The organism is Methylovulum sp. (assembly GCF_028687615.1).
Classification (GTDB): domain Bacteria; phylum Pseudomonadota; class Gammaproteobacteria; order Methylococcales; family Methylomonadaceae; genus Methylovulum.
In genome coordinates this window covers 36,362-56,911 of sequence record NZ_JAQTZU010000022.1, presented here as the reverse complement: position 1 = coordinate 56,911, position 20,550 = coordinate 36,362, and the positions used below count along the sequence as shown (strand labels likewise).

Genomic DNA, 20,550 nt, shown 5'->3' with positions numbered 1-20,550 from the left:
CTTCAGCGTTTTGTATTTTTTCTCGGACGGCGTGCGTGGTCGTGGCTGTTCCGTGTAGTAGTTGCCCCATAGCTTTTGCTCCTTGAGTTTAGGATATAGTAAACCATTTAAATGCGGGACTAAACAAATAATCATACTCGCTTCCCGATATAAATCGTCGCCAAATATCCAGGTATCACGCAAACTGTTGCGGACTTTCTCATTCGATTGGATGCGTTTGGGGACAAAGGCTTGCACAGGCATTTGCGCCGGATCAGCCCCAGCCAACACCGTGCCCGCAATTCGCCCGATTTCGGCACCGACTTCGTGATAATCCGCGCCAAAATCAAACAGCGAGCCGCGCCGGGTGTGTCGGGTGATATTGGAAAACACGGGAATTCTTGCCGCTTTGGCGACTTGGGTCAAACTTTCCACCGTGGCGTCCACGGACGAATCGCCGCCCGTCCAAAACGCTTGCACACCCCTCGCCACTAGCGATTCGGCGGCTTCGCGCACATCTTTGCTTTGCTCAATCGACGCTTCCAGCAAGGTGATGCCGAGTTTTTCGGAAATGGCGCGGGCGAGTTTTGTGCAGTATTCGGAATTGGTTTCGGCAGGGTTCCAGACCACGCCCACGGTTTTTAAGGCCGGATTGATGTGTTTCGCCAAACGGAAAATCTCGGCCACCGGTTGCGGTGTGCCTATGCCGGTCATGTACTCCGGCTTATCAAGGCTGTCCAGGGCCTTGATGCCGACCCCGGAGGTCACGGGCGACGTGATCGCGCCGAACACATGCGGGATATGCGCACCGCGATTGGCATTGCCTGTGGACAAGTCATTTTCAGCGTTGTAAAAACTGATCGCCAGTTTATGCCCATCCACATAAGCTTGGCTGTGCAAGCCATCCAACACGCCTTGGCTGATTTCATCCATCATCGGGTTGGAGCTGTGCTGCAAAATGGCTATCGGGATACGCTGGGCTGGATCGCGTGCGGGTTGCCCGTCCTGGCGGTTGTGGCGGTCAGACCACAGCAACACGGCGGCGGCAAGCACCACTAGCGACACGGAAAAGGCCAGGCGTTTTAGAGATTCGGTCATAAGCAATATTTCAATAAAAACCAGTCAGACAAGCCAACAGCGTACACAACTATTTCCAGCACAGCTAAGGATTCGGCCAATATTAACTTCCTGATTTAAGACCTGGCAGGTTTCAAAAACCTGCCAGGTCTCTATGGTTTCGGCAATGGCAGTTCGGGATGTTATTTTTAGCCAAATCCTAAGATAGTGACCCGATTCACCTTTTGGTAATAATTTGGACAATCTAAAGCTTAGCCAACAAATTCAAGCGATTATGATACTGTTTAGGTAATTTTCAACAACGTTATCCACAGAATATGTGGATAACTGATGATCCTGGGCCGGCTTAGCGGCACTGCCCGAAATTTGTCGTTCCAGTCAACAACATCCCAAAAAAGTACTATGATGTACCATGCCATCATTAATCAACCGCATGATTCTGCAATGAAGATAAGCTCCGCTTTACCAATGGATTGCTTTTGGAGGCTGCGCCCCTGGGTTTTACGCTTGGCATTGATGATGGTTATACCAGCTTATGCCGCTGATCCCCAAGCCTACACGGTCACGATTGCCCAAACAGGGGATGCCGAACTGGATCAAATGCTTAAGGATTCCTGTACGCTAATCAGCTTGAAAGACGCCGCTCCGGTCGGCTCCTTCGCAATGGTGGCCCGCGCCCGCGCCGATGAAGAACGCTTTATGACGGCGCTGCACAGCCTGGGCTATTATGAAGGTAAAGCCCAGGTGCACATTGCCAACAGGCCGTTGGATGACCGAGGGCTGTACGACACGATTGATTATTCCCCCGCCAGCCCCCCCATATCAATACAAATTACCGTCGAACCCGGAGCTTTATACCACATACGCACCCTGTCCATCGACGGCAAAGTGCCGGTAGACGCCAAGCAATGGCTAGCGCTGAAAGACCAAGCCCCGGCCCGCGCCGCGGCTATCCAACAAGCAAGGGAAAAATTACAAACCGCTTTACAGGAACACGGCTACGCCCTGGCAAAAGTCGATGAACCCGTCGGACATTTGCTGCCCGACACCGATGAGTTGGATGTCAGCTATCATGTAGAGTCCGGCAAGCGCGTCGCCTTGGGCAAAATTACCGTCAAGGGGCTAAACCAAGTCAAGCCAGATCTTGTGGATCGACATTTGCGAATTGCCAAAGGCGAGCCGTTTAAACTCTCCGATATTGAAAAAAACCGTCAGGATTTACAGGCCACCGGCGTATTTTCGTCTGTCCGCACCCGTATTGGCAAAAGCTTGGATAGCCAACAACAATTGCCGGTCACGTTTATCGTAAGCGAACGTTTACGCCACACGACCCAACTGGGTGCCGCTTATTCCACCGATTTGGGGGCCAGTTTTTCCAGTTTCTGGCAGAACCGCAATCTCTTGGGTTTTGGCGAACAGCTCAATTTCACTGCCGGCATCACTCAGATTGGTGGCAATAGCACGACGGGCATTGGCTATAATGTGGGGCTGAACTTTATCAAACCGGATTTTCTACAACTTGACCAAACGCTACATGTCAGTCTGGCGGCGATCAAACAAAGCCTGAGCACTTATGACCAAGATGCCGTGTTGGGCGAAGTGCTGTTAAGCCGCAAATTGACGCCGTTTTGGACGGGCGGCATTGGCATAAGCCCTGAGCAATCGACCATCACCCAAGCGGGCGAAACCCACGACTACACCTTGGTCAGCTTGCCCGTCAGCTTGAAATATGACAGCACCAACAGCTTATTAGACCCGACTAGCGGCAGTATCGTCACGCCATCAGTCACACCCGTAGTCGCCTTGACCGGATCCGAAACCAACACGTTCGTGATAATGCAATTGTCCGCTTCGACCTATCTGGATTGGCATAGCCAAGGCCGTAGCGTCTTGGCATTGCGGGGTTTGCTGGGCGATATTGTCGGTGCGGGGCGTTTTGACTTGCCGCCTGACAAACGTTTTTATGGCGGCGGCAGCAATACCGTGCGCGGCTACCGCTATCAATCCATAGGCCCGCAGTTTAGCGATGGCAATCCCCAAGGCGGTAAAGCAATTGCCACGGCTACGATTGAATTCCGCCAACGCCTATTCGAACATTACGGCATCGTCGCCTTTACCGATGCCGGGCAAGTCAGCCCTGACACGCTCTTGGCTTCAGGTGACTGGCGTGTCGGCGCCGGAATCGGCGCACGTTATTACACCGGTTTCGGGCCTTTGCGTTTGGATTTTGCGTTGCCGGTCAACCAGCAATCCAATAGCGGTTCATTTGAGATTTACATCGGTCTCGGGCAGGCTTTCTGATGCACAAAACACTACGCGGGTTGATGCTAGGGCTGATTTTACTGTGCGGATTACTGTTGCTATCTGGCCTGTTGCTGGGCATCGCCGCAAACACCGCCAAGGGGCGCATGTTCATTACCGACAGCTTGTCGTCACTGACCGGCAAGCAATTGACCGTGACCGGACTGGGCGGACATTTTCCTGGGCAGCTAGAGATTGGCCGTGTCGTTTGGCGGGACGACAACGGTGTGCTGACCCTAGACAAACTGGTGCTGGATTGGCATCCGTGGCAGTTATTGTCCCGCGTCGCCAACATCGAGCGATTACTGGCCGAACGTATCGAATTTGTCCCGTCATCCCTGCCCCAAAAAGAGCAGGCCGCATCCACCCACTGGTCATTGCCTTTCGCAATTAATTTGCACTATCTCCATATCGAACAGCTAGATTTATCAGCGATGGCCGGGCAAGCCATCATTTTGAAACTCGACGCTTATGCGAATGTGGCCTCGTTGACCGAGGGCAGCTTCGGACTGTCAGTCCGGGATTGGCAAAATACGGGCAACTACACCTTGAACGGTCAGTTTGACAACACCCATATCAGCCTCCATGCGTCTTTTGAAGAACCAGCGCAAGGACTACTGGCGGCATTTACAGGACTGAAAGATTCCCAGCCATTGTCCTTGACCGCAAGTGTCGATGGCCCCTTATCGGCGTTACGAACCCATGCTTATCTGGCTTGGGGTAAGCTCAATTCCGAATTACGGGGCACGCTCAATGCCCAAAACCAGCAAGCCGATTGGCAAATTTCCACCACAGCACCCGCAATGCAAGCCCACGCCCATCTCGGATGGCAAAGCCTGAGCATACTGGGTACATTGCAAGGGGAATTAAGCAAGCCTAGCATCCACGCCAATGTCGATATGAAAGGGCTACGTTCCAGCGACATGGGTATCGGACACGTCAACCTGTCCTTACAAGGCAATACCGGCCAGCTTGAATTGACCGGCGCAGTGGACAAACTGACGCTGGCAGGGACAACAAACGATCTCTTGCAAGCACAAACCCTAAACTTGCAAGCGGGCATCCGGCTCGACCAGGCACAACGCCCGGTGACGCTCAAACTCCAGCATCCTTTGTTCACGGTTTCCGGTGATGCCCTCACATCAGGCCAAGTCCAAGCCCAATTGCTGCTGGACTTGCCCAATTTGAAACCGCTGGCGGCTTTGTCGGGATTAGATTTGGCAGGCAACAGCAAAGTGGGCCTGAAAGCACGGCAACTGGACCAAGCCAGTGAAATCACGCTAGATGGGGGTTTGGCAATCACTGGCGGTGATCCGGTGCTGGTGAAACTGCTAGGCAAGCAAACCAGCATAGCCGCCGCAATGTCGATAAGCGGGGCGGATATGGACTTGTCGTGTTTCCAATTGAACGGCAAGGCAATCACTGTGCAAGCCGACGGCGGCCTTAAAAACCAGCTTGCCCAATTTAACTGGCAAGTTGGCCTGAATGACCTGGGCGCAATCGCCGAAAAAATCAGCGGCAAACTGGTGGCCCGTGGCCTAGTCAGCGGCCCGCTGGACGATTTCACCGCGCTTGCCGATGTTTCCGGCGACATGGCAACGCATTCATTTCCTCGCCAACCTGTGGCGGCGAAAGTTAAAGTTGAACATTTGCCTAACCAGGCCATCGGTCAGCTCAACGCCCACACCGTCTTGGCAGGTTCGCCTTTGGAATTGGCGATGGATGTCAAACCCCAAAACAACCAGTCCTTGCAGTTCAACATAAACCGCGCCGACTGGAAAAGCCTGCATACGCAAGGGTCGATGAATCTGGCAAAACAAAGTGTATTGCCGATTGGAAACCTGGCTATCACGGTAAAACGTCTGGAAGATTTCCGCATCTTGCTTGGGCAGCCTTTATCCGGTGCGCTGACCGCGACGCTAAAAACCGCCCGGCAAGGCCAACAAACCCATGCTTACCTAAACGTTGCCGCCCGCAATACCGGATTATCGGAAGACCTGATGATTGCCGGTTCCACCCTGAAATTGACCATCCGTGACCCGATCAACAAACCGCACCTGGACGGGCAGCTTAAGCTTGAGGGTTTGGCAATCGGCGAGTTAAGCGGCGTTACGCAATTGGATTTCAATGGCACACCCAATGAGCTGGGTTTGCAATTGTCCGCCTGCCTAGACAACTTGGCAGGCGCACCACTTGAAGCCAGCAGCAAGGCCCGGTTCTCGGCAGCCAACAAAGAAATTGAAATCAATGACTTACATGCCGTTTGGAAAAAACAATCCCTGCGGCTGTTGGCACCTGCCAGCATCGCCTTGTCCAATGGCTTGGCAATCAAACAGTTACGCCTAGGTTTGGACGATGCGATAGTGCAAGCCGATGGACAAATCAGCCCTAAGCTGGACATCACCGCAAGTTTGCAGAAAGTTTCCCTAGCTTTGCTGAAATTATTAAAACCGGATCTTAAAGCGTCCGGTACTGTCTCGGCAGATGCTAAATTGCAGGGTTCTATCGCGCAGCCTATCGGCACACTGGCGATAAACGGAAGCGATATGCGGTTGCTGTCGGGCAATGGGGATGCCCTGCCCGCCGCCCAATTTGACGCCACGGCAGAACTGGACGGCAGCAATGCACAAATACAGGCCAAGCTCAAAGCCGGGGAAAATGCGGAACTGACCCTGTCCGGCCTAGCCCCGCTCAATGCGGATGGCCTGTTCGACTTAAAAACCACCGGCACTATCGAGTTGAAACTATTCGATCCCTTGCTCACCGCCAATGGCCGTCGGGTACGCGGACAGATTGCCATCGACGGCGGCTTGGTCGGTACGCTGGCAGAACCGCAAGTGACCGGAACCGCCAGGCTGACCAAGGTTGAAATACGTGATTATGCCATCGGTGCCAATTTGACCGCCATCAATGGGCTGATCACGGCAAAAGGCGGGCAATTGCTGGTAGACAAACTGCAAGCGCAGGCAGGAAAAGGCACGATTGATGTCAAAGGCAGCATCGACTTGCTCAAAACCGGTGTGCCGGTCAATCTGACCCTAACCGCAAAAGAGGCAAAGCCATTGGCAAGTGACCGCTTGACCGTAAACCTCGATGCCGACCTGAGCGTGCGCGGTTTGGCAGCAGAAGAACTGCTAGTGCTAGGCGCCATCAAAATCAACCGCGCCGACATCCGCATACCTGAATACCTGCCCGCCAACATCGCCGTGCTTAAATTGCAAACGCCAGAAAACCAAGCACCACCGCCTGCCACCGCCAATTCCGTTATCAAACTGAACCTGATTATTTCTGCCGCTGATGAGATTTTTGTGCGGGGGCGCGGTGTCGATGCCGAACTGAACGGTACGGTGGGAGTACGCGGAACGGTGAGCAATCCAAGGCCTGATGGCGGTTTTAAATTGCGCCGTGGTCAGTTTACGCTAGGCGGAAAAACGCTGACTTTTTCCCAAGGCAAAGTGGGGTTTGACAGCGGACGTTTGACTGACCCGTCGCTCAATTTCGTCGCCAATACCAGCAGCGACAATATCACGGCAACGCTGACCATCAGCGGGACTGCGAATAAACCCAAAATCAGCTTAAGCAGCGTCCCCGACCTGCCTCAAGATGAAATTCTCGCCCGCTTGCTGTTCAGCCGTAGTGCCAGCAGTTTGAGCGTCCTGGAAATTGTGCAAATCGGTTCCGCCGTCGCCACGCTGTCGGGGGCGACCTCCGGTTTTGGCGACCCGCTGGATAGCGTCCGGCAGACCTTGGGGCTTGACCGCCTGACTGTCGGCGGTAAAAACACGTCGGTGGAAGCGGGAAGTTACGTGGCGCCTGGCATTTATCTGGGAACCCGCCAAGGACTCAGCGGCGGCCCGCAAGCGACCATCCAAATTGATTTGACCAAGCATATCAAACTGGAAGCCGCCGTAGGTGCAAGTTCCACGTCTAACAAAAATGCCAACCCCAATAGCTTGGGCGTGATTTATCAGTATGAATATTAAGGCGATTTTAACTGCCGTTACGTTCCGTCCACGAAAAACAACACATCAATTTAACATCTGATTAATTTTGAGCTGGAATGGGGAACAGGCGGGGCTTAATCAAAACCATGCCAAATAATCATTTTATTAGTAGCCAGCATCTATTTAAAAGGCCGGCCTTTGGCATCTTTGTTAATGTGTCCGGCAATAATCAAAAAGCCATCAATGAATCCCCATGCCACGGCGAACGCCAAAAAACCGGCATAGCCTAATGCCACGGTGATGATGATTTGGCGCAAAACCAATAGGTATTGCCCCAGATAAAGCCGATGTAATCCTAATGACCCCAATAAAATCGCCAATGCCGCCGCCACATATTTGTATTTGACAGGTTTCGGCTTTTCCAGATACGCGCCGACCAGATCAATATTTTTTGCAGCAGTGCCGTCTGCATCAAACTTGATGTCATCGCCCTGTTCCGGCTGCTCTTGCGCCACCCAATCATCAATATGAAAAGCAAAAAATTTTTCATCGCTTTTTATGACACCAGTTTGGTTGTCTGGATCATAACTCTCAATATGACCAATCATTTCTTAATCCCCCCTTTATTATTGATTACTTAGAACACACGCCCGATATTATTGAATTATGTGGCTTATTCAATAGGCAAGCGCACCGCCAACACGTCACATTTGGCATGATGCAGTATGCTGTTGGCCGTTGAACCCAGCAACAGGGCCAATCCGTGGCGTCCGTGTGAACCGACCACAATCAAATCGACGTTTTGCTCTTCGGCAACACGGATAATTTCCAATTTGGCACTGCCCATTTCCAGCCAAACGCTATCCTCGGCAACGCCAAGCTTTTCTGCCAGCTTGATCAATTTAGTCTTGGCTATTTCCATCAATTCATTAGCCAAATCAACCTGATATGGCAATTCCCCACCATAACCCGCATCAACAATTGGCAAACTGTCCACGATATGGATGATGCTTAATTTGGCTTGATAGGTGACCGCCAAGTCCTGCGCCCTTGCAATGACAACATCGTCGTGCTCAAAAAAATCTACCGCCAATAAAATATGCTGGTATTTTGACATAATCACCTCTCTTTAATTAGCGTTTGATAGTTCAGGAAAAAGCAAGGCCATTACTTTATAAGATGCCAGCAAATATAACAACGCCAAACCCAAACTAAAACTAATAGGCTTATCCAAGGCGTGGTGCATGATGTGTCCGACAACACCCCAATGCCAGATCAGTATCGCCACCATCAGGAAAAACACGGCTATCCCCCCCTGCCCCAGGATCATGGTCGCCATTACCGGCAGGGCAAAAAAACTAAGCAAGGCGCCGGTACCTAACAAGGCAGAAGCCGTTTGTTGAAACCGTGCCAGTTTGCCAAAACCATACAAAATGAAGGTGCTAAGCACCATTTCCAAAACAATGCCGGTGATGGCTTGCAACACGGCGCTTAAACCGCCATGTTCCATAAACAGCATTAAAAAGCTGACCAGCGCATTGATGCTAATTAACAAGTACAGCAAGACAGCCTGATAGGGCAAGTCTTGCGGGCCTTTTCTGAACAGGCAAATATCGAACAATCGCTTTATCAGGTCGAACATAAGGGGTTCCTTGGGCGTTTGCTTGCCCTGCTTTGTTACCACTAAAACGGTTTGACGACTGCCAAAATCACTATGCCCAACAAAAATAACACCGGCACTTCGTTCATCCAACGATAATAGACATGGGAATGGCGATTGCGGTCATGTTGAAAATCCAACAGCCACACGCCGCAAAAAACGTGGTAAACCACCAATAAGACCAACAGCGTCAGTTTGGCGTGTAGCCAACCACCGCCAGAGTAAAGCTCCCAGGCATAGCTGTGCAACATCCAGAGTCCAAAAATCCAGGTCGCCACCATACCCGGCGTCATAATGCCAAAATATAATTTACGCTCCATCACCTTAAAACGCTCAATGCTGATGGCATCGCTGCTCATCGCATGGTAAACGAACAAACGCGGCAAATAAAACAGGCCCGCAAACCAGGTCACCATAAAAATCAAATGCAGGGCTTTTAACCAAAGCATAATTATCCTTTCAAAAATGTTTCAATGGCGGTGCGCATGGCTTGGGTATCGAACAAGCCGATGTATTGCAAGGCAATGCGGCCATCAGGGGCGATTAAGAAGGTGGTCGGCGTCAATGCCACTTGTCCAAAAGCCTTTGCATAGTCGGCTTTTAAGTCCAACACCACCGGATAAGGCAAATGCCGGGCTTCGCTCATGGCAAGCACATGGCTAGGCGGGTCATAGTACATGGCTATCGCCAGCAGTTCCAAGCCACGGGCTTGGTAAGCCTGATACAACTCAAGCAAATGCGGGATTTCTTTGATGCAGCCAGGGCAATCGGTCGCCCAAAACGTCACGATGACGGGTTTGCCACGCAAGGTTTTCAAGTCAATCCGCTGGCCGGTGATGGTGGTCACGGTCAACTCAGGCACGGTGGCTAAAGTTTGCGGCCTATTCATTGCCAGAAGCAGGATTACGGCTATCGCCAAACATAATCCCGTCAGTTTTTGTGCCATTGCCATTATCTTAATAGTATTCAAATTTATTCAGTGATTGCTGCTATACAAAACTAGTACTCAGTCATTTTTAGTCCTGATTAGCAAGATGCTTCAGCTAATCAGGTTTTTAGTTTGACGGGGATTTGCGTAGGCCGGAATAAGACCGTTCGGGCGATAGCGAGAACGGTTGTTTCCGGCAAACATCCTTTCCCATTGCCGGAAACACCCACCATGTGCTTCGCACGGGCGGCCTTATTCCGGCCTACATCAACTATCCGCCTATTTTTACGCCTTGAAAATGAGCAAAAATCCTGCGCGATTTGGGTACATTCATTCTTGGAAATCGCCTTACGTCACTCAGCCAGCACGTCGGCAAAATTCTCAAAGTAGCTCAACACCTGCAAGCGTTGCTGGCTGAGCGGCGACAATACGCCTTTGTCCAAATAAGCCTCCAAATTCAGCAATCGTTGATATTCTTCATCAAGCCCACCGGATTTATACAAAGCGTACCAACGCTTGACATGCCAGGCATGTATCGGCTTGCTACCAAAACGTTGTTCCAGATTTTCCAAGCCCTCACCATTATTGATGATTTTCCGGCAAAACTGCTCAAAGCCACGCACCGGAAAATGCAGGATCTCAATATCACAGGACGATTTTTTATTATATTTTTGCCAATAGCGCGGCTGAATGTCATGATTGCCCTGCACGACTTCCAAGTAACCCTGGCGAGTTTTATAAATCACTTTATTCGGATAGCGGTATAACAAAAACGAACGCCAACCCACCTCATTCATCACCTTATGCACGGATTTGATGATCGGATTGGCGACTTCATAAACCACATCCTCAGGAAAGCGTTCATTGCCGCCTTTGTTGGCAGTCAACATATTTCTGACCGGCACCGACAAAACATCAACCTGGCTATTGAGATACAGCTCGGTTTTTAACGAACCGCTAGCAGGATGCCAGAGTTCATCGGCATCCGCATGAAAAATCATGTCCGCCGCAAACGCCGAATAAGCCAATGCGCCCATATTGTTCACCCAGGTGCATTGCTGGAATATCCGGCTGGATTCATGGATCAGATGCACCACGCCTTTTTTGGCATATTCTTCCAATATTTCCGTCGTGCCGTCACTGGACCCGTTATCCGTCACGACGATGAAATCGACACCGTGGTCGAGATGGAAACGTAGGTTGCCTTCGATGACATCGGCTTCATTCCTGACCAATAAAGTCATCACCAAGCGCTTACTGCCAAGGGAGTTGCCAGGATAACCGGACATGTCCAAAGAAAGGAGCCGCTCATGGCTGTTTACGGCAACCTGGCCTAATATGCCCCAAAAACTTAACATGCAATCCCCGCCGGTAAACAACCGATATGTGCGGTTGCTTGGGCAATAGACGCCAACGAAAGGGAATCATCATCCAGGGCCACCAACATCACGCTCTGTTTTCCGACCCGACGTGCTTCGGCCAGGTTATCGTGCATGATCATGCTTTCAAAAGCACACTGCCAATTGATGGCATTGGCGGCCAAATAACGATCATCAGGAAAAACAAAAATAAGCGTGGCCTGTGGGTCATAAATCACCATTTTCTCCATTTCATTGCCGCACGGTAGGCGCAGAATAAAACCCACTAAACGCCCATGATTGGCATGTAGCAGATCACCTAAGAAATTAGGGCGTTTCATATCCCGTAAAGCCGGTTTGTTTTCTGGATACAGGGGATGTTCCCGACCGGGCAATCCATAATCTATGTGGCCGCCGCGAAAAATTTCGCCGTAACAACAAATATTCGGCATAGCGTTCAGCGCCTCCCTTAATGGCTCAAGCCGCGCACCCGGATAACAAAGAATGACAAAATAAGGCAGCTTGTTCCATTCCAAATCACCATACCACGCATCCACTTGCCGACCGATGATACGACGCCCCGGAAGGCCGCGCCACTGTACCGCAATAAAATGTTCATAATCGGCCAATTGTTTCGATAATGCGTTGATCGGTTGAAGGGCTAGCGCAACATTGTCAATAAAATAGTCCAAGCGATCCCGTAAATCAGTTGCCTGCGGGGATAATTTGCGTGCAAAAAACGCCTCTTGTTTGACAAGAAAATCGAAATGGTCGTTGTAAAACACCAAAGGCCTGCCCTGATGGGAGAAATGGTAGAAAGTAAGCCCGCTGGAGACTATGCGTTTACGGGGGACTAAGGCGGCAACCAGCGTGGGGAAAAATAGCTCATCCGGCACCCAGGTGCGGGAAAAAAAAGCACGGATTTTCCGACGTCGGCCCATTTGTAAAATCTTTTGTAAAGTGGGCCAGGTCAATGCCCACCACTGCGAACCCAAATGGGCCTTAAGCTGCCCAGGGAGCTTGCGTTTAATCCCCAATTTTTTCTGCAAAGACACGATAAAGCTGAACAGCTTGGGATGGTCACGCCAGTTAATCCAGTGATACTGCTGATAACGTTCCTGCACCAGTCCGTCCACCACCCAGGCACTGTGTTCCGGGTCAACACATTCGATGTATTCCTTGTCACCCTGTTGAGCCAGAAAAGCCTTTAATGCGCTGATGGGTTTGACAGGATAATCCACACCGCTCAGCAACACCACATAATCAAACACTTCGACTGATTGTTCCAGTTCTTCCAGACACGACAACGTAGCTTCCACCATCGACCAGCGCCCCCACTCCACCGCGACAGGGCGGGCAAAACGTAGGCGCGAGCGAGTTTTGGCCTCGAATTTTTCATGGGCGGCAGCCAATATATCGTAGGGATTTTTTTTATCCCAATGGACGACCACCAAATCATCCTTTGAAAGCAGACGCTTGATTAAGCGGAACAGGTTTTCGGCATCATCATGCGCCAAAATAATAAATGCCAATTTCATGCTCAAAACCAACGCCCGATATTCATAAGCCCTAAATCAACACAGTGTTGCCAACTTTGAAAACGCACCGATGCCGATGTCCATAAGCACAGATTGTCATTCAAACCAGTCAGGTAGCGGTCATATTCAAGCGAACCGGCGTAATGCTGTTTACGCTCCAATTCTTCTTCGGCCTTTTCCCGAAATGCCGCCAAATATTTAAAATGCAGCAAACAACCGGTGGGTGCCAGGGTATCGGAAAAATGCGGATTATTCAGCCGCTTCGGCCAAACAATATGCGTGGAAGCAATGTAAGCATAATACCATCGCCATTTCACCAGCACGGTTTTGTTCAACGCGGGTGACAAATCCGGCTGGTCGGCAAAAAACACCCGCCGCCGCACACCGCCGCGTATCCACCATTCGCCGTAATTGGGGCGTCTATCCTGAAAATAACCGGACGCATCAAACCACGGGCAGACCTCCAGCGGGTCCTGTCCTGGCTTATACAAAGCTTCATCCACAAGCCCTTCGCCATACATATCCAGCATCACGGTAAAAAAAGACGGCTTGCCTTCCTGTTCAAGGTATTGGGCCAGTTCCCGCACAGAACGGCTATGGCAATACGGATACACCAGAAATTCGTCAGGATCCAAGGTCAGGCACCAATGCCCTGACCCGTATCGCCGAAGCAAATAATTTAGCCAATAGACGCCGTATTTAGCCTCTTTATAACTGGCGCAGGTATGCCAGACAGAACAATCCGACGCCGCCCCGATGACATCGAGGAAACCGTCGTTGGAATCATTATCTACAAACAAAAAATGATTCACCCCTAATTTGCGGTAATAATCCAAAAAGTAGGGAATCCGCACGGCTTCATTACGCAGCACGACAAACGCCAGCACATCATCGGCTTTTATGTGCGTTGTACGGTCATTCACTAACACCAGGTCACCGCCATGACGGCGGGCCTTCAGATAAAGTGGGATGGCTTTTTTAAGAAAACGGAGGATTTTTTGCATCAAATCGCGCTGACAAAATCAGCCGTAAAATAACTTTCCAAAAACCGGTATTGCGGCTGGAATAATTCGGAAAAATAAACACTGACTTCTTTTGGCACGGTATAGGCTTGTGTCGCATGAATTTTTTTGTCTAGCCCTGTATAAGCATCCCATTGCCCAACACCGATAAAACTTTCTATTTGCTGCAATACCTTGTACGGCTGCCGGCCAATGTGCTGAAAAGGCATGAACAATATGCCCTCGCGACCAAACTGCCGTTCCCAACGGGGAATATAATCCGCATAATTGCCACGGTTAAGCACTTCTGTGGCATTTGCCAATTTCAGCCATTCGGAAAGCGTCATACCACTGTCAAGGCCACGCCGCTCGATATTCATACGCAACTGCGACAAGGCCCGCTCCACCGGATCACGGACAATCCAGATAATTTTCACCTCGCCCAGCAAGTGTTTAACGTAAGCAACCCCTTCATCGCCAATGGCGCAGTATTCCGGTGTAATGTCGCCCAAAATCTTACCGTTGGCGGCTTGGCGGTTAAAGGCCCGCCGGTACCAGATTTCCGTAAACAATGGTCTCATAGCCATGGTGGCAAGATAGCGGATGAAAGAAAAATCAACCGCTTTGGCCTGTTCAAGCTGATCTTTAATAAGGTTCTTGGCGGCATGTTGGATATGCCATTGGGTCCATGAGCGGTTGTCCGGGCAATACAAATGGTCGAAATAATGCAGCTCTTTTATCGGCGGCAACCAAATATCAGGATGTTGAAGCAGCATTTCATAAAGCCAAGACGTACCGGCTTTTTGCATGCCGATGCAAAGAAAGGAAGGTAATTGATTCATGAAAAGTGTTTTTGTGAAATATCTTACACATTTGCCCGATATTTTATACCCTTTTCGATGACAACTTAACAAATAGCACTCTCAGCATTGGCTTAATCCTGACAAGCAATGAATATAAAAAAAGCGGATAAGTAAAATTCACTACATAAAAAAGGCTGGAGATCATCCAGCCTTTTTTATCATCACCCATGCTTAATACAAGCAGCCTTTAATGCAGCAAACCTTGCAACAAGCCGTTCAACTTATGCACAAACGCCGCCGGGTCATCCAATTGCCCGCCTTCGCTCAAAATCGCCTGGTCAAACAGGATGTGTGTCAAATCGCCAAAACGGCTGTCGTCCTGCTCGTTTTTCAACCGCGCAATCAAGGCATGGTCAGGATTGATTTCAAGGATAGGTTTGCGGCCCATGCCCATACCGCCCATCAACTGGCCCGCGTCTTTCATGATGCGCTCCATGTTCAGGCTCATGCCGTAAACATCCGCCACCAAACACGCGGGGGATTCGGTCAGACGGTGGCTCAAGCGCACTTCGCTGACTTTCTCGCCCAACACGTCTTTGATTTGTTTCAAGACCGACTCAAAATCATGGCTGACTTCTTCCTGGGCTTTTTTCTCTTCTTCAGTATCCAACGTGCCCAAATCCAAATCGCCTTTGGCAACGGATTGCAGGTGTTTGTCGTCAAAATCACTTAAGTTACTGATCAGCCATTCGTCGATACGATCAGACAACAACAGGACTTCAATACCTTTTTTGCGGAAAATTTCCAGATGCGGGCTGTTTTTTGCCGCAGCGAAACTGTCGGCAGTGACGTAATAGATTTTATCCTGGCCTTCTTTCATGCGGCTGACGTAATCTTCCAGCGTGACATTTTGCTCGTTAGTGTCATTGTGGGTGGAGGCAAAACGCAACAATTTGGCGATACGCTCTTTGTTGGCGTGGTCTTCGATAACACCTTCCTTCATGACCGGACCGAAATCTTCCCAGAACTTGGCGTATTTTTCCGCGTCGTTTTTCGCCAGACCTTCCAACATGCCCAGCACTTTTTTCACCGCACCGGATTTGATGGTGCTGATTTGCTTGCTTTGTTGCAGAATTTCGCGCGACACGTTCAGCGGCAAGGAATTCGCGTCAATAATCCCCCGGATAAAACGCAAATAACGCGGCATCAACTGCTCGGCATCGTCAGTGATAAAGACTTTGCGGATGTACAGCTTCACGCCGTGTTTGGCATCCCTGTCCCACAAATCAAACGGCGCACGGGCGGGGACGTACAACAACAAGGTGTATTCGTTCGTGCCCTCGACTTTGCTGTGGACGTGGGTCAGCGGGTCTTGATAATCATGGCCGACGTGCTTGTAGAACTCGTTGTAATCGTTATCAGAAATTTCTGAACGCGATTTAGTCCATAAGGCCGACGCGCTGTTGATGGTCTCTTCAACAATTTCCGGCACCACTTTTTCTTGTGGCTCTTCGCCTTCTTCCGGTTCCTCGTCGTAACTAGGTGCTGCTTCCTTGTCCATGACGATAGGCAAAGAAATATGGTCGGAGAATTTACGGATGATGGAGCGGATGCGGTAGCCGTCCAAAAACTCGCTTTCCGCTTCTTTCAAATGCAGCACGATTTCGGTGCCGCGCCCGGCTTTTTCCACCGTTTCGATGGTGTAATCGCCTTCGCCAGCGGATTCCCAACGGGTCGCTTGGTCGGCTGCTTGTCCGGCTTTGCGGGTGATCAGTGTCACTTTGTCGGCAACGATAAATGCGGAGTAAAAACCCACGCCAAATTGACCGATCAATTCGCTGTCTTTGGCCTGGTCGCCAGTCAAGGCTTCAAAAAATTGTTTCGTGCCGGATTTGGCAATCGTGCCGATATGCTCCTGCACTTCTTCACGGGTCATGCCGACACCGTTGTCGATAATGGTGATCGTGCCTTTCTCTTTATCAAATTCCAAGCGGATTTTCAGCTCGCTGTCGCCTTCGTACAGGCTTTCATCGGACAAAGCCAAAAAACGCAATTTATCGGCGGCATCGGAGGCGTTGGAAACCAACTCGCGCAAGAAAATTTCCTTGTTGCTGTACAAGGAGTGGATCATTAAATGTAACAGGTGCTTGACTTCAGTTTGGAAGCCCAGGGTTTCTTTTTTAGTTTCAACAGTCATGTTTGATAATTCCCGATGGTAAATGTGAACAACACAAATGTGGGGGCAATGGGAATTTTTTTCAAGTGACGGGAGTTTTGCAGGGTGGGCAACAGTAGGTGCCTTACCCCCACAAATCCGCCAACGAAAACGTCACGGCATCAAACGGCGGCACCGCAACCGCATCATCATCCTTGAGCGTGGCAATCAACGTCCAACGGCCTTGTTGCAATTCAAACGCCTCCAAAGTCTGCGCCACCGGATCGACTATCCACACGAATGGCACACCATACCGCGCATAAATCGGCAGCTTCACCACACGGTCTTTCTTGGCGGTGGACGGTGACAAGATTTCACACACCCAATCGGGGACAATCTCAAACCGATGGCCTTCGGGGACGCTAGGCATCCGCTCCCGCCGCCAACCCGCCAAATCCGGCACAGCCACTTCCACATCACGGATAAAATGCACTTCGGGTTCAACGATAATACGCCAGCCGCCTGGTCCGCCTTCGCCAAATCCAAATGGCGTGCCAATCCGTATGTTAAGTGCGCCCTCCGCTAATCCATGCTTTCCAGACGGACGCGGCATCGCATACAGTCCGCCATTCAAAATCTCCCCGGTGACATGCTCCGGCAAATTCATAAGTTGTTCGTAAAGGCTAGGTTTTAAAATAGCGTTCATTGGGTTCTCCTGTTGTTGACAGATGGCAGCCAGCGAGGATTAATGTTCCACAACCTTCACGCTGTGGCAATAGATGATTTTGGGAACAGACAAAGTGCTTGTGCCGGAACGGGTTTGCAACCCGTTCCGTAACGTTTTAATGCCGTTAGACGCAATAAAAGTTAAGAACGGGCACGCCTAATGCGCCTACTGTTGGTTCAAACTCCGTCCCGCAACGATAGAGCCGCGTTGTCCACACACCATTTCCACTCACAATTTCGGCTTAAGCTTCACATAAACCGCCACCAACACTACACTAAAAACGACTAAACCTATCACCAATTGATGCGAATATTCTGCAATCAACGCTTTGTTTTGACCCAGAAAATAGCCGATCAACGTCAAGATGGACACCCAGAAAAAGGCACCGAACAAGGTATAGAGGGAAAATTTGACATGATTCATGCCCGCCAATCCGGCGGGTATGGAAATCAAATGGCGGATGACCGGCAACAAACGGCCTATGAACGTGGAAATTTCGCCATGCTCGGCAAAGTATTTTTCCACTCGCAGAAATGTAGTTTCGCCAATCAAAACATAATGCCCGTATTTCAGCAAAAATGGCCTGCCCAGATAATGCGCGGCAAAATAATTGACATACGCGCCAAACAAGCTGCCCAAGGTTCCGCTTAAAATCACCAAGGCCATGTTCATCTTGCCCTCATGCACCAAATAACCGGCGGGTGGCATGATGATTTCGCTGGGAATGGGGATAATCGAGCTTTCCATCGCCATCAGCAGAAAAATGCCGAGATAGCCCATAGCACCGATAGTCTCGACCAGCCAGTTGATGATTTCGTGTAACATATTGTTTTCTCATTTGTTAGGGGTAAATTGGCAAGCTTGTGGATTCGGCTTGCCCTGATACGAATAAACCATATCAGAGAAACAGGCCAGAGTATTAAATATTTATCGCTTAACTCCCCGCCCACAACGGAAACCTTGTAAGCCTTTTGCATTTCCCCGATACTTACCACTTTTAAACGCAAAGCAGCGGAAGTTACATGGACATTATTTTTTTAGGCGGACTTGAGATAGACACCTTGATCGGCATTTACGATTGGGAACGCCAGCAACGGCAAACCGTTATTTTAGATATTGAAATGGCGTTTGACATCCAAAAGGCGGCGGAAACGGACGATATTCACTACGCGCTGGATTATAAAACCGTCTCTGACCGCATCATCGGCTTTGTTAAAGCCAGCGAGTTTTTTTTGGTGGAGCGGTTAATCTCTGAGATTGCCGAGCTTATCCGCAATGAATTTAACGTGCCTTGGGTGAAAATCACGTTGAACAAAAAAGGTGCAATAGGCAGCGGGATTGATGTCGGCATCACCATCGAACGCGGGGATAAAAGCGCGTGACCCGTGGATTTATCAGCATTGGCAGCAATATAGACCGGAAAAAAAATATTGCCGCCGGCTTGGCGGCATTACAACAGACGTTTGGCGGGTTGCTCGTCTCCAGTGTTTATGAAGCGGAACCCGTAGGTTTTTCCGGTGATACGTTTTATAACCTAGTGGTGGGGTTTGATTCTGCGCTAAATGCCAAAACCGTCGCTCAACAATTGCGGCAAATAGAATTTTCCCAAGGCCGTCCACCGGACAGCAAAAAATTTACCGCACGCACCTTGGACCTGGATTTGCTGTTATTTGGTGATGAGATTGTCGATGACGGCGGCTTGCAAATCCCCCGCGTAGATATTGAAAAATACGCCTTTGTGCTGGAGCCTTTGGCTGAAATCGCACCGTTGCTAAAACACCCGGTCTCGCACAAAAGTTATGCCCAATTATGGGAAGCAATGCCGAAAGCTGGAATTCGGCAACGGCGGATTAGCTTATCTCCCATGTAGATAAGCAACCGTGGCATTAAAGCAAAAAGCACATCATTTGCGAATGCGTTTGCTGTACCGCCTAATGTCCGGCGCAGGCAAGCGGTTTCATTTGCATACCGGTAAATTTAAGGTAAAGTGTTTTGGCTGGTTCCAGCATGGAGGCTGGGCAATCGGTTTTAACAAGCTATCAGCCCTGGTCTTTTGGGACTGATGAATTCAGAACTATCCCATACGCCAACAAAATAACCTAACCTTTATGGGCAATTCTTCCGGCAAGCCATATATGATCGGAATTATCGGCGGCGGCGTAGCGGGCATGGCGTGTGCGTTGTGGCTAAAACAACTGGGCTGCACACCGATTATTCTTGAACAGAACACCAAGCCGGGCGGACAATTATTGCAATTGAACCGGATTAACAGATGGGTGTTGGGCTCGCCCGGACAAACCAGTGTGCAGCTTGCTGAAACTTACGCCGAGCATATCCGGCAAGTTGCTGTTGATATTATTTTCCAAGCCCGTCTGCTCGCCGCCGCCACTACAGCGACAGGATTTGCGGTAGAGGTCGAACAGGCCGGAACCCGCCTTTATTTTTCAATGCGGGCGTTGGTGATTGCCACCGGCACCAGGGTTTTGGGACCAGAAATCTTCGCCGATTTACCTGGATTTTCATCGTGTTACCAAGCAGGTGGCATTTCTTTTTTTCCAACCGCACATGTAGGACAGCTACCAGAGTTGGCGGGCAAATCTGTGGCGGTAATCGGCGGCGGAGATAATGCATATTTCACCGCAAAAGATGCGGCACTGGCGGGGGCGCAAGTCCATCTGTTGATACGCAGCCGCCCCAAAGCCCGCCCGGTTGTTCACAGAGAAGTTTTGGGCCTGGTCGCCCAAGGCCGCATCATCGAACATGTTGGCGCACAGGCCAGCGCATTCCGGCAACACCAAGGCGGCATCGAGATCCTGTTACAGGACAACGGCAAAGTTTATGCCGACAGGGTTTTTGCCCGTTTAGGCTTTGCTGCCAATACTGAATTTCTTGATTCCTTTGCCGTTTTTAACGGCATGGCTAAAGAAGCGGGATATATCAAGACGGATGCCTCCAAACGCACCTCTATCCCTTGGGTCTATGCGATTGGCGATGTGGCGAATGCCAAACACCAGTCAGTCGTCAACGCCATCGCCGAAGGGGCAATTGCCGCGCAGGATTTGAGTGAACGGGTGTAAAC

At 50.2% G+C, this 20,550-nt stretch carries 18 protein-coding genes; 5 read left to right on the top strand and 13 right to left on the bottom strand.

Going from position 1 to position 20,550, the window contains the following annotated elements; translation table 11 throughout:
* Positions 1–1,077, bottom strand: a 1,077-nt coding sequence (locus tag PHH59_RS13270; protein WP_300016964.1) for an ABC transporter substrate-binding protein, incomplete at its 3' end; no start/stop codon positions are given.
* Positions 1,078–1,575: 498 nt separating this feature from the next.
* Between PHH59_RS13270 and PHH59_RS13265 the strand changes: the two genes are divergently transcribed.
* Positions 1,576–3,357, top strand: a complete 1,782-nt coding sequence (locus PHH59_RS13265; protein ID WP_300016961.1) for an autotransporter assembly complex family protein — start codon at positions 1,576–1,578, stop codon at positions 3,355–3,357.
* Entirely contained in the window at positions 3,357–7,340 is a 3,984-nt protein-coding gene (locus PHH59_RS13260; protein ID WP_300016958.1) for a translocation/assembly module TamB domain-containing protein, read from the top strand. The genes PHH59_RS13265 and PHH59_RS13260 overlap by 1 nt, the downstream gene beginning before the upstream one ends.
* Before the next feature lie 140 nt (positions 7,341–7,480).
* On the opposite strand, the gene PHH59_RS13255 is transcribed toward PHH59_RS13260, so the two are convergent.
* The 12 genes from PHH59_RS13255 to PHH59_RS13200 all read right to left on the bottom strand — a co-directional run bounded on the left by PHH59_RS13255 (position 7,481) and on the right by PHH59_RS13200 (position 18,296).
* Positions 7,481–7,909: a TM2 domain-containing protein gene (locus PHH59_RS13255; protein WP_300016955.1), complete on the bottom strand. Its 429-nt coding sequence runs from the start codon at positions 7,907–7,909 to the stop codon at positions 7,481–7,483.
* A gap of 65 nt (positions 7,910–7,974) precedes the next feature.
* Positions 7,975–8,418: a universal stress protein gene (locus tag PHH59_RS13250; RefSeq protein WP_300016952.1), complete on the bottom strand. Its 444-nt coding sequence runs from the start codon at positions 8,416–8,418 to the stop codon at positions 7,975–7,977.
* Between the two features lie 12 nt (positions 8,419–8,430).
* Positions 8,431–8,943: a hypothetical protein gene (locus PHH59_RS13245; RefSeq protein WP_300016949.1), complete on the bottom strand. Its 513-nt coding sequence runs from the start codon at positions 8,941–8,943 to the stop codon at positions 8,431–8,433.
* A gap of 41 nt (positions 8,944–8,984) precedes the next feature.
* On the bottom strand, positions 8,985–9,410 hold the full coding sequence (gene hemJ, locus PHH59_RS13240; RefSeq protein ID WP_300016947.1) for a protoporphyrinogen oxidase HemJ: 426 nt from the start codon (positions 9,408–9,410) through the stop codon (positions 8,985–8,987).
* A 2-nt stretch (positions 9,411–9,412) separates the two neighbouring features.
* A complete protein-coding gene (locus PHH59_RS13235) occupies positions 9,413–9,907 on the bottom strand; it encodes a TlpA disulfide reductase family protein (protein WP_366145444.1) in 495 nt (164 codons plus the stop codon).
* A gap of 335 nt (positions 9,908–10,242) precedes the next feature.
* On the bottom strand, positions 10,243–11,247 hold the full coding sequence (locus PHH59_RS13230; RefSeq protein WP_300016942.1) for a glycosyltransferase family 2 protein: 1,005 nt from the start codon (positions 11,245–11,247) through the stop codon (positions 10,243–10,245).
* Complete coding sequence (locus PHH59_RS13225) at positions 11,241–12,785, bottom strand: beta-1,6-N-acetylglucosaminyltransferase (RefSeq protein ID WP_300016939.1); 1,545 nt, start codon at positions 12,783–12,785, stop codon at positions 11,241–11,243. The genes PHH59_RS13230 and PHH59_RS13225 overlap by 7 nt, the downstream gene beginning before the upstream one ends.
* 2 nt (positions 12,786–12,787) lie before the next feature.
* Positions 12,788–13,789 (bottom strand): glycosyltransferase family 2 protein, encoded by a 1,002-nt coding sequence (locus PHH59_RS13220; RefSeq protein ID WP_300016936.1) that lies wholly within the window; start codon positions 13,787–13,789, stop codon positions 12,788–12,790.
* Positions 13,789–14,628, bottom strand: coding sequence for a sulfotransferase (locus tag PHH59_RS13215; protein ID WP_300016933.1), 840 nt, complete (start codon positions 14,626–14,628; stop codon positions 13,789–13,791). The genes PHH59_RS13220 and PHH59_RS13215 overlap by 1 nt, the downstream gene beginning before the upstream one ends.
* A gap of 208 nt (positions 14,629–14,836) precedes the next feature.
* Entirely contained in the window at positions 14,837–16,786 is a 1,950-nt protein-coding gene (htpG, locus tag PHH59_RS13210) for a molecular chaperone HtpG (RefSeq protein WP_300016930.1), read from the bottom strand.
* 103 nt (positions 16,787–16,889) lie between these two features.
* Positions 16,890–17,450: a Uma2 family endonuclease gene (locus PHH59_RS13205; protein ID WP_300016927.1), complete on the bottom strand. Its 561-nt coding sequence runs from the start codon at positions 17,448–17,450 to the stop codon at positions 16,890–16,892.
* A gap of 249 nt (positions 17,451–17,699) precedes the next feature.
* Positions 17,700–18,296 carry a DedA family protein gene (locus PHH59_RS13200; RefSeq protein ID WP_300016924.1) on the bottom strand — a complete coding sequence of 199 codons (597 nt, stop codon included), beginning with the start codon at positions 18,294–18,296 and terminating at the stop codon, positions 17,700–17,702.
* 197 nt (positions 18,297–18,493) lie between these two features.
* On the opposite strand from PHH59_RS13200, the gene folB reads away from it, so the two are divergent.
* The 3 genes from folB to PHH59_RS13185 all read left to right on the top strand — a co-directional run bounded on the left by folB (position 18,494) and on the right by PHH59_RS13185 (position 20,548).
* Positions 18,494–18,853 (top strand): dihydroneopterin aldolase, encoded by a 360-nt coding sequence (folB, locus tag PHH59_RS13195; RefSeq protein WP_300016921.1) that lies wholly within the window; start codon positions 18,494–18,496, stop codon positions 18,851–18,853.
* A complete protein-coding gene (gene folK, locus PHH59_RS13190) occupies positions 18,850–19,341 on the top strand; it encodes a 2-amino-4-hydroxy-6-hydroxymethyldihydropteridine diphosphokinase (RefSeq protein ID WP_300016918.1) in 492 nt (163 codons plus the stop codon). The genes folB and folK overlap by 4 nt, the downstream gene beginning before the upstream one ends.
* Before the next feature lie 265 nt (positions 19,342–19,606).
* Complete coding sequence (locus tag PHH59_RS13185; protein WP_300016915.1) at positions 19,607–20,548, top strand: NAD(P)/FAD-dependent oxidoreductase; 942 nt, start codon at positions 19,607–19,609, stop codon at positions 20,546–20,548.
* Positions 20,549–20,550: the final 2 nt, after the last annotated feature.